The organism is Pectobacterium sp. CHL-2024, from assembly GCF_044751765.1.
Lineage (GTDB): Bacteria > Pseudomonadota > Gammaproteobacteria > Enterobacterales > Enterobacteriaceae > Pectobacterium > Pectobacterium brasiliense.
Map to the genome: position 1 here is coordinate 1 of NZ_JBIXKO010000030.1, position 11,939 is coordinate 11,939.

Sequence of the window (11,939 nt, forward strand, 5' to 3'; positions counted from 1 at the left end):
AGTGAAAGCAGGTGGTGCGCGAGCTGGTTGGCACGGCGGTTGAGTGCGTCATAGGTGAGGTGCTGGTCTTCAAAGAGGACGGCGATGGCCTCGGGCGTGCGGGCGGCCTGGTCTTCAACGAGCTGATGGATAAGCGCATCCTGCGGGAAATCGGCGTCGGTGGCGTTGAAGTCAACCATGACCTGCCGGCGTTCGCTGTCAGGTAGGATCGGCAGCGTCATGATAGGACGCTCTGGCTCCGTGGCCAACGCCTCAATTAACGCCTGAATCGCGGTTTCCAGATAACGCGCGAGGCGCAGTGGATCGACCCCTTCAATAGCCTGAGAAACCAGACGGAAGCGCTCGCCAAGATCGTCAACTGAAAGCGTGAAAGGGTAGTTAGTACGTTCTTCCGCTGTGAGCAAACGCATACCACGCCATACCCTGTCTGTCGTTGTGCCCAGCTGACTGTGACGGTAGTTGAATAGCGCACTGAACAGCGGCATTGGTGGCATGACGCCGCTACAGCGTTGCGCCAGTGTTAGCGGCGTCTGCTCGTGTTCCAAAAGCGCGGTTAAATCGCGGTAGGTTTCCTGCACAACATCCAGCACGCTGCGGTCTGCGAGGGTGATACGCAGAGGTAGCGTGTTAATAAACATCCCCATAATTCGACTTGCCCCTGCCGTTCCTTGCAAACGACCGAGGAATACGGAACCAAACACCACATCATCGCTGTTGCTGACATGGGCTAACACCTGAGCCCAGGCGATATGGAATAGCACGCTTGGACTGATACCAAGCTGGCGAGCCTGTTTGCGAATCGCCTGCGCTAATGGGGTATCCAGAACAAGACGTGCTTCTGCAATAGGGTCACTGTCGTCTTGCGTATTCAAGATGCCGAAAGGCGCGGTCGGCGTATCGATGTCCGCCAGACGAGAACGGAAGTACTGCTCGTGAACAGAAGGCGGTACGCTCAGAATTTGGGCAATAAAATTCCGGTATGGAAGCGAAGGAGGTAACGTCTCTGCGCGTCCCTGAAGTAGGGTGGTGATCTCACTGACGATAAGATCCAGCGTCATATGGTCGCCAACCAAATGGTGGAAACCAAATGCCAATAGCCATTCTCCTGTCGCCGGATTATGGGCGATATCAGCGGAGAGCAGCGGTGCCTGATTGAGATTAAGGCGACGATGGCGCGGGTCGGTGTAGGCTTTCAACTGCGAGAGAATATTGTCGTCTGAGGCTGGGACAAACGTACTCACCGGCAGCGGTGCGTGACGCCATACAACCTGAACCGGTTGAGTCAGCCCCTGCCAACAGAACGAGGTACGCAAAATATCGTGGCGATCGATAACCTGTTGCAGGGCATGCAGAAACGTATCAAGCCGCTCGCGGTTATCAAAGGCCAATAAACTGTTAAGCAGATAAGCATCTCCCTGCTCTTGCAGGCGATGATGGAACAAAATGCCTTGCTGGAGAGGCGAGAGAGAATAGATATCCTGCACGTTGGCCGCGCCGCCGGATACGGTAGCGACAACGGTGTCCAACTCTACCTGAGTGAGTGTAGCCAGAGGCAACATCGTGGGGGTGAGCGCCGAGCAGTGTTTGGGAATACGGTTAGGCGGCACCGAGAACACTGGTTTGTCCTTATTCGCTTGTACCGCCTGCGCCATCTCGCACAGCACCGGCGTAGAGAAGATACGGCTGACATCAATTGTCCAACCCAGATGGTGCAGCCGCTCTATCAAGTTGACGGCCATTAACGAGTGGCCGCCGAGTTCAAAGAAGTGGTCATAGCGTCCAACGCGATCCAGCCGCAGTAGCGTTTTCCAGCTATCCGCCAATGCGATCTCGATGCTACCTTGCGGCGCTTCATAGCCACGGGTTGCAACAGAAAGTTGGTCAGGTGCTGGGAGCGCCTTACGGTCGAGTTTCCCGTTTGGAGTCAGTGGGAACTGTTCCAGTGTGACAAAAGCCGCAGGCAACATATATTCAGCCAGATGCTGTGAGAGCTGCAGGCGCAATGCTGCTGGCTCGATTTCAGCACCGGTATGGGGCCGTATATAGGCAACCAGTCGTTTATCGTTAGGATTATCTTCCCGGACGATAACGACGGCATCCTGTACTCCAGGACAGGCCATGAGACGCGCTTCGATTTCGCCGAGTTCAATACGGAAGCCGCGCAGTTTGATCTGAAAATCATTACGGCCTAAATATTCTATATTGCCATCGGGCAGCCAGCGGCCAAGGTCGCCGGTTTTATACATTCTGGCACCAGATTGGTCGGAGTACGGATCGGGAATAAAGCGCTCCGCGGTCAGTTCAGGGCGATTGAGGTAGCCGCGCGCAATACCGACGCCGCCCAGATACATTTCGCCAGCGACACCGAGTGGCGCGAGCTGACCCTTCGCATCAAGAATATAAACGTGGGTATTGTCGATCGGTTTCCCGATGGACAGAAAATCGTCCCCAGTGTGATGGTATTGATAGATCGTTGCACAGACGGTGCTTTCCGTCGGGCCATACGCGTTAATGACCCGCTTCGCGGTTGCCCAGCGTTTGGCTAGTGCCGGAGGGCACGCCTCGCCCGCGAATATCAGCGTCGTCAAATCAGGAAGCTCAGCGGTGTGATCCAGGGCGCTGGCAGCAATTGGCGGGAGCGTCACATGAGTAATAGCCTGTGTTTGTAGCGTATTGAGTAACGCGTCGCCGGGCAATAACGCCTCACGAGAGGCCAAAACGAGGCTGGCTCCCTGACACAGCGTGGTCGTCACTTCGGAGATACAGGCATCAAAACTGAAAGAGGCAAACTGTAAAAGCCGGCTATTTTCAGTGATGCCAAATGCGCGAATCTGTGCGTTAGCAAGGTTACACAGACTACGATGCTCGATCATCACGCCTTTCGGCTGACCGGTGGAGCCCGAGGTATAGATAACATACGCCAGATGATGTGGCGTTAGCCCCAGCACATCCGCATCCGGATTATCTTGCGAGGCATGCTTAAACACAGTGAATTGCGGATCGTCCAGTACCACCAGCGGCAACGTGCTGTTCAGCGTCTCAATCAATGCTGTCTGGGTCAACAGTGCGACCGGTTTAGCGTCATCAAGCATGTAGGTCAGACGCTCGGCTGGATAAGCAGGATCGAGTGGGACATAAGCCGCACCCGCTTTAAGAATGCCCAATAGACCGACGATCATTTCCACGCTGCGTTCTACACAGATGGCAATACGGTCATCCGGCTGCACGCCGAGTGACAGGAGATGGTGGGCTAATTGATTGGCACGACGATTAAGGCCGTCATAGCTGAGCGTTTGCGCGTCGAACACGACCGCAATAGCATCAGGCGTTTGGGCAACCTGTTGTTCAAACCGTTGATGGATTAAAGATCCATCTGGGAAATCGCTATGGGTTGCGTTGAAGCCTACCGATAATTGCTCGTATTCTGAGGCGGGCAATATATCGATAGCCTCTGCGAGCGTTTCTGGCGCATCGGTTAATAGGGTGACGAGCTGTTCTATTGCCTGCAACAGATAGGCATTCACTCTATTCGGATCGATAGGACTGATGGTTTGGGTCGAGAGCGAAAAACATTCACGATTATTATCAATTGAGATGCCCAATGGGTAGTTAGTGCGTTCACGGCTAAACAGGCCCTCTATACCGAACTGTCTTAAATTCGGCGCTTCGACACCTCTGTCATTGGTGTGTCGACAATTAAGTAGGGCGCTGAACAGCGGCATAGAGCCGAGCCCGCTGTATTGCTGGGCCGTGGACAGCGGGGTTTGCTCATAGCGTAATAAACTGGCGCAAATGTCATTCGCGGTGTTGACCAGCGTCGCCACGCTTATACCTGCCAGCTTTATTCTGAAGGGAAGCGTGTTGATAAACATACCTAGTGCGGTTGTACTGCCATCGAGGCCTGACATACGTCCCGATAATGTTGTACCGAACACGATATCGTCCCGTCCGCTGGTGCGGGCAATAACCAATGCCCAACTGGCGTGAAACAGTGCTGCCGGACTGATGCCGAACCGGCGGGCAACGTCACGGATCGTTTGTGAAAATGCGGGGCTAAGCGATTGACGCGCTTCTGCCGCGCTTTCACCTCTGGCTTGAATATTCGCCACGCCAAACGGAGCCGTAATTTCGTCGATGTCCGCCAGATAGTCTTGAAAAAACGCTTCTGCTGCCTGGTTTTTATCCTCCTGGCGGGTATAAGCCACAAAGTTTCTATACGGGAATGAGGGTGGAAGCATCTCACCTTTTCCCATCAGAAACGCGGTAGTTTCCGCAAGTAGCTGACGCAGTGAAAGGTTGTCATCAATGATGTGGTGAAATTGAAGCAGGATATAAAGCACCGGTGATGTTGAATCAGGCGCTACGTACAAATGCATTAATGGTGCCTGAGACAAATCCATTGAGGTGTGTGAGGAAACGATTCTTTCCCGCATCGTGGTGACCACATCAACGCTGTTTTCTGGTTCCAGATGATGCACATTCAACGTTGCGTGGCGATGTACCACCTGAACCGGCTGCGTCAATTCCGTCCAGTGGATCGACGTGCGCAGAATATCGTGTCGGTTAATTACGGATTGTAATGCTGCGATAAACGCATCCAGCTTCGTTTGATTTTCGACCCGCAAGAGCGACGATACGACATAGGGATCGTTATCTGGATGCAGGCGATGATGGAAGAGAATGCCTTCCTGCAGAGAAGCCAGAGGGTAGATGTCTTGAATATTGGCGGCACCGCCAGAAACGGTGTCAGCAATGGCATCAATCTCCTGCTGCGACAGCGCTACCAGAGGCAGCATATCAGGCGTGATGTGTTCCGCACCGTCGGGGATCAGGTTGTCTGGCGTAATGAAGCGGGATTCGCCCCGGTCGTGTTGAATGGCATCAGCCAGTTCGATAAGTGTCGGTGCAGTAAATACGCTACGAACGTCGAGTTTTAAGCCGAGGTGACGCAGTTTTTCAATCAAACTGACAATCAGCAATGAATGGCCGCCGAGTTCAAAAAAGTGGTCATACCGTCCCACCCGTTCTAACCCTAACAGGTCTTGCCATATTTTAGCCAATGCCGTTTCAATGTCCCCGACAGGTTCCTCATAGTCGCGTGTTACCACGGCGGAACGTTCAGGCGCGGGGAGTGCCTTACGATCCAGCTTGCCGTTTGGTGTGAGCGGGAAAGTATCGAGCGTGACAAAGGCACTAGGCAGCATATAGTCGGCTAAATGCGTCGAGAGCTGCTGGCGTAGTTCGGCAGGTTCCAGTACCGCTTCGGGCTGAGGCTGAATGTAGGCCACCAGACGGGTATCCCCCGGAACATCCTCACGGGCGAGCACCACCGCTTCCTGAACGCCTGGGCACTGCACCAGACGGGATTCGATTTCCCCCAGCTCGATACGGAAACCGCGCACTTTGACCTGGAAGTCGTTGCGCCCCAGATAGTCCAGCGTCCCATCAGGCAGCCAGCGAGCGAGGTCGCCGGTTTTGTAGAGGCGGGTAGCCGGGCTTTCAGAGAACGGGTCGACAATAAAGCGTTCAGCGGTCAGCTCGGGACGGTTGAGATAGCCGCGCGCAACGCCGGCCCCCCCGATATAGAGCTCACCGGCAACGCCGACCGGTACCGGCTGACCGTGCGGGTCAAGCAGGTAGGCGCGCAGGTCCGACAAGGGCTTGCCGATGAGGCTACCGCGCCCGGCGGTAATATCGGCGGCGCTCAGTTCGCGGAAGGTGGCGTGAACGGTAATCTCGGTGATGCCGTACATATTAATCAAACGGGTGTGTTCAACCGGGTTATCCGCTATCCACGGGGCCAGCATATGTAGTTCCAGCGCCTCCCCGCCGAAGATGATGCAGCGCAGCGTGTGGTCAGCGCCATCCCGTGCGGCAATCAACTGGCGGAACGCCCCCGGCGTCTGGTTAAGTACCGTTACGTGCTCCCGACAGAGCAGGGAATAGAACTCCTGAGGTGAACGAGCACACAGGGCCGGAACGACAACCAACCTGCCGCCGTAGGTGAGCGCTCCCCATATTTCCCAGACCGAGAAGTCGAACGCAAAGGAGTGGAACTGGGTCCAGACGTCGTGGTTGTCAAAGTGGAAATCGTCCTGCGTTGCATCGAGCAGGCGGGTGACACTGGCATGCTCGACCATAACGCCTTTGGGTTTACCAGTGGAGCCGGAGGTGTAGATAACATAGGCGAGATGACCCGGCGTGACGCCCAGTGCGTGCGCGTCGGGGTTGTGGTCAGGCTGTGCATCAAAGACGTCGTGTGCGTCAAGCAGTACGGTTGGCAATGCGGTGTCCGGCAGGACATCGGTTAGTGCCGACTGGGTGAGCAGAGCCACGGGAGTGGCGTCCTCCAACATATAGGCAAGGCGCTCGGATGGGTAGGCGGAGTCTAACGGAAGATAGGCGGCTCCAGCTTTAAGGATAGCCAGAAGGCCAATAATCATCTCAGGGCTGCGTTCGACGCAAATGGCGACGCGGTCATCGGGTTTAACGCCGAGGCCGATGAGGTGATGGGCGAGCTGGTTGGCGCGACGGTTGAGCGCCTGATAGCTGAGCGAACGTGATTCGAAGACGACGGCAGTGGCGTCGGGTGAACGTTGCACCTGCGCTTCGAAGCGCGCCTGAATCAGCGCGGGAGCCGGCAGCTCGGCGTTGGCCGGGTTAAAGTCGACCAGCACCTGCTGGCGCTCGTCTGCTGACAGCATCGGCACGGACCACAGAGGTTGTTCCACGTCGGTGGCAATAGTTGTGAGTACATTTACTACGTAGCCAGCCACGCGCTCAATGGTTTCCCGATCGAAAAGATCGACGGCATATTCCAGTGAACCAGTCAGACCATTATCTGTCTCGCTAATCGATAACATCAGGTCAAACTGAGCGCTGTGTTTAGGTTGTTCAATAAAAGAGACGTCCAGATCGGACAGCGTTAATCTCTGTGACGACGTATTATTCAGGGCCAGCATCACCTGAAAAACGGGACTGTAGCTGAGGCTACGTGCGGGTTGCAGCACTTCCACGACCTGATCGAATGGGAGATCCTGATGAGCATAAGCGGAAAGTGACTGTTCCTTAACCTGAGCCAGCAGCGCTTCCAGCGTCTTACACTGGTTCAGCTCAATACGCAGTGCCAGCGTATTAACGAAGAAGCCAATCAGCCCTTCCAGTTCATGGCGGGTACGATTGGCGATCGGCGTACCAATGACGATGTCGTCTTGACCACTGAGACGAGACAGCACGAGGCTCCATGCGGCAAGTACGGTCATAAACAGCGTGGTTCCCTGTTGATGGCCTTGTATTTTTAGCGCATTAAGAACATCGGCACTGAGATGGAAAGACACATGGCTGCCCACATAACGCTGCACTGCGGGGCGCGGACGGTCAGTTGGCAGCTCTAACAACGCGGGCGCGCCCTGTAACTGCTTATGCCAAAAATCACGCTGTTCGGCGAGCGTATCTTCTTTGAGCCAGTCGCGTTGCCAGGCGGCATAATCGGCGTACTGAATCGGTAGCGGTGGTAAATGTGCCGGGTGGCCGCTGAGTGCGGCGCGATACAAGGCAGAAAATTCACGCACGAAGATCCCCAGAGACCAGCCATCGGAGATGATGTGGTGCTGGGTAATGAGCAACGCATGTTCTTCATCGCTCAACTGTAATAGCTGACCGCGAATCAGCGGACCCTGCATGAGATCGAACGGTTCACGCGCTTCACTCTCTGTCAACTCGGCCACCCGTTGTGCTCGTGCCGTTTCGTCAAGGTCGCGCAGGTCGAGGCTGGATAAACAAAAGCGTGTCTCTTCGGGGGCAATTTGCTGGCAGGGCTGACCATCAACCAGCGCAAAATGCGTGCGAAGGCTTTCATGGCGAGCGATCAGGCTATCAAGTGCAGCCGTGAGCGCCAATTTATCGAGTTTGCCGGTAAGCCGCAGGGCCGCGGGAAGGTGATAGGCCTGACTGGCTGCTTGATCGAGCTGGCCAATAAACCACAGCCGCTGTTGAGCAAAAGAGAGTGGCAGCGGCATGTTCCGATCGACTTTCTTAATCGACGGACGCTGTTGATGTCCACGCTGCTTCAGCTGTTCTTTAACTTTTTTCTCCAGAACGGCGCGTTTTAGCTCTTCAATGCTCATGTTTTCTTTATTCATCGTTCGTGTCTCCGTCTAAAATCGCCATTAATTCTTCTGCTGACATTGAGTCGAGATCGTGTGTGAGAGCGTCGGTGTCATTTCCCCAGGCTGCGTGAATTTGTGCGGCCAGAATGACCTCCGCCAGCGCGGATAGCTGCGGATGTTGGAAAATGGCAACGATGGGGATGTCGGTTAAAAATTCCGCACGTATGCGGGCGTTTAGCTGCACGGCAAGGAGCGAATGCCCTCCGAGTTCAAAGAAATGGTCATGTCGCCCTACACGCTCCAGCCCCAGCAGCGTTTGCCAAATCCGAGCCAGCGCGGTTTCCAGTTCACCCTGAGGTGCTTCATAACCGCGAGTGGCTATTGCCGACTGGTCTGGTGCCGGTAGCGCCTTGCGATCAAGTTTGCCGTTTGGCGTGAGCGGGAAGGCATCCAGCGTGACGAATGCGCTCGGGATCATGTACTCAGCCAATTCCTCGCTGAGCCTCTGGCGTAGTTCGGCAGGATCAAGCGCCGTATCAGGCTGAGCACGGAGGTAGGCAACCAGCCGTTTGTCGCCGGGGCTATCTTCTCGGGCAATAACCACAGCATCGTGCACCCCTGGGCAGCGGACGAGGCGGGTTTCAATTTCCCCCAGTTCGATACGGAAACCGCGGACTTTGACCTGAAAATCGTTACGCCCCAGATACTCAAGTGTGCCGTCAGGCAGCCAGCGCCCGAGATCGCCCGTCTTGTACATCCGGGCTTCTGGCGAACGTGAGAACGGATCGTGGATGAAGCGCTCTGCCGTGAGATCGGGACGACCAAGATAGCCGCGAACGACGCCGGCACCGGCGATATGGATTTCCCCCGCGACGCCGAGAGGAACCACGCGCCCCTGCGGATCCAGAATATAGATCTGGGTATTGGCGATGGGGTGACCAATATAAGGTGTCGGTGCCGTCAGGCCATTTAGCGTGGACCAGATCGTAGTTTCTGTCGGGCCATACAGATTCCAGAGCGTCGTTACCTTCTGAAGCAACGCGGTCGCCAGATTCTCAGGCAGCGCTTCCCCCCCGCACAATGCTTTAAAGTCCGGCGGCAGGGTGAAATCACTTAACTCCAGTAACATACGCCAGGTCGACGGCGTGGCCTGCATGAAGGACACCGCGTGGCGTTCGATCAGCATCGCCAGCTGTTGTGCATCTGCTGCCTGTGCCTGCGTGGCCAGAACCAGTCGAGCACCGTTCAATAGCGGCAGGAAGATCTCCAATATGGAGATATCAAAAGACAGAGACGTGACGCCGAGTAGAACATCCTCTTGGGTTATGCCGGGTTCCTTACGCATCGAACAGAGGAAATTAACCATGTTGGCATGTTCAACCATGACGCCTTTGGGTTTCCCTGTGGAGCCAGAGGTGTAAATCACATAGGCCAGATTCCGTGGCGTTAGCCCTTGCTTACGAGCCTCAGTCGGAGTATCCGGTTCGTTATCAAACGGACTGGTGTCCCCGCCATCAAGCAGAACCACAGGCAAGCTGTCGTTCATTATCCCGATATGGGCCGACTGAGTGATCAGTACGACGGGTTTGGCATCATCGAGCATGTAGCGCAGACGTTCGACGGGATAAGTCGGATCTAATGGTACATAGGCCCCGCCGGCTTTGAGGATACCGAGTAGCCCGACAACCATGTCCAGACTGCGTTCGACACAAATCGCGACGCGCGCATCGGGCTGTACGCCGAACGAGAGAAGATGGTGGGCAAGGCGATTAGCCCGGCGATTAAGATCGTCATAGCTAAGGACGGTTTCCCCGAATACCACCGCGATGGCATCGGGCGTGCGGGCAGCCTGTGCTTCAAACAGTTCGTGGATAAGCGCATGTCGTGGGATATCCACGTCGGTCGCGTTGAAATCAACCAGCATCTGTTGACGTTCGTTGTCCGGCAGCACCGGCAGGCTCAGCATGGAACGCTGAGGTTCTGTTTCCAACGCGTCGACCAGGCTGCTGATTGCCGTCATCAGATAGCTCACCAGACGATGAGGGTCGATGTCTGCCAGTGTCTGCGCAACCAGGCTAAATCCTTCGCCCCTATCGTCTACTGCAAGCGTGAGTGGATAGTTGGTGCGCTCCTCTGACGTTAGTACACGAATGTCGCTTAAAGTATTGTCGGTCGAACCGGCCTGCGTATGGCGATAGTTGAGTAAAGCACTGAATAACGGCATTGGCGGTGTCACACCGCTACATCGTTGAGCCAGCGCCAGCGGTGCTTGCTCATGCTCCAGTAGCATCATCAAATTGTGTGAGGTGTGCTGAACCACCTCTGCTGCGCCGCGATCTGCAAGAGAAATTCGCAGCGGCAGCGTATTGATGAACATCCCCATGATTTGGTCAGCCCCTTCTGTACCTGCAAGACGACCGAGCAAAACAGAGCCAAATACCACGTCATCACGACCGCTGGTCTGCGCGAGCACCTGCGCCCAGGCAACATGGAACAGCACGCCGGGGCTGACGCCAAGAGAACGCGCCTGTTGTCGAATAGCGGATGCCAACGTGGAATCTAGCACCAGACGGGCTTCGTGGATATCCTCGCCGCTGCCTTGTACGTTGAGTAACCCAAAAGGTGCGGTTGGTTCATCAACATCAGCTAGCTGGTCGCGGAAATACGCTTCATGTGCTGAGTTCGGTACACTTAGCGTCTGGGCGATAAAATTGCGGTACGGGAGCGGCGTCGGTAACGCGTCAGCCCGATGCTGCAATAACAAACGGATTTCACCGACGATCAGCGCCAGCGTCATATGATCGCTAATCAGATGATGGAAGCTCAGCGCCAGCAGCCATTCGTTTTGTTTAGGATCGTGAGCGATATCGGCTCTAAACAACGGCGCCTGACTGAGATCGATCCGGCGTGTGCGCGGCTCGGTATGGGCCTGCAACTGTTCCAGTACCTCATCCGGTGAGGTCGGTTCAAAATGGTTGATGGGCAATATTGCCTGACGCCAGACTACCTGCACCGGCTGGCTTAAATCCTGCCAGCACACGGCGGTGCGCAGAATGTCGTGGCGATTAATGACGTGTTGAAGTGCACCGAGAAACGCATCAAGACGCTCGCGGTGGGTAAAGGCCACCACGCTGCGGAGCAGATAAGTATCGCCCTGTTCTTGCAGGAGATGGTGGAAGAGAATACCTTCCTGCAACGGTGCGAGCGGATAGATGTCTTGTATATTGCTCGCACCACCAGACACGGTATCAGTTATCCGATCGATCTCCGGCTGGGTGAGTGTCACCATCGGCAGCAGGTCGGGCGTGATGGCAGTACAGTCCACCGGAATGCGGTTAGGCGGCACCACCACAGCTGGTTTATCCTGATGCGCCAGCACTGCCTGCGCCATTTCACTGAGAATCGGTGTTGAGAAGACACCGCGAACATCAAGTGGGTAGCCCCGACGCCGCATTTCTTCGATCAGATTAACGATCATCAGCGAGTGGCCGCCGAGCTCGAAGAAGTGGTCGTGGCGGCCGACGCGCGCCAGCCCCAGCAGTTCCTGCCAGATAGCGGCCAGCGCGGTTTCGACCTCACCCTGCGGAGCGGCATAGTCGCGGGTTGCCACAGCGGACTGGTCAGGTGCGGGCAGCGCCTTGCGGTCAAGCTTGCCGTTCGGCGTAAGCGGGAAAGTATCCAGCATGACAAAGGCTGACGGAATCATATAGTCGGCTAAATGTGTCGAGAGCTGCTGACGTAGCTCGGCAGGCATCAGTTCAATACCGGGCTGCGGACAGAGGTAGGCGACCAGCCGGGTATCACCGGGGCTGTCTTCACGGGCGACGACAA

2 protein-coding genes are annotated in these 11,939 nt (G+C 55.7%); both read right to left on the reverse strand.

The window, feature by feature from the left end; all coding sequences use genetic code 11:
• The coding region (locus tag ACIPUG_RS21115; RefSeq protein WP_400340064.1) for an amino acid adenylation domain-containing protein at nt 1–8,141 on the reverse strand (8,141 nt) is incomplete at its 3' end.
• A partial coding sequence (locus ACIPUG_RS21120; protein WP_400340067.1) for an amino acid adenylation domain-containing protein occupies nt 8,134–11,939 on the reverse strand: 3,806 nt, incomplete at its 5' end. The genes ACIPUG_RS21115 and ACIPUG_RS21120, both read right to left, overlap by 8 nt.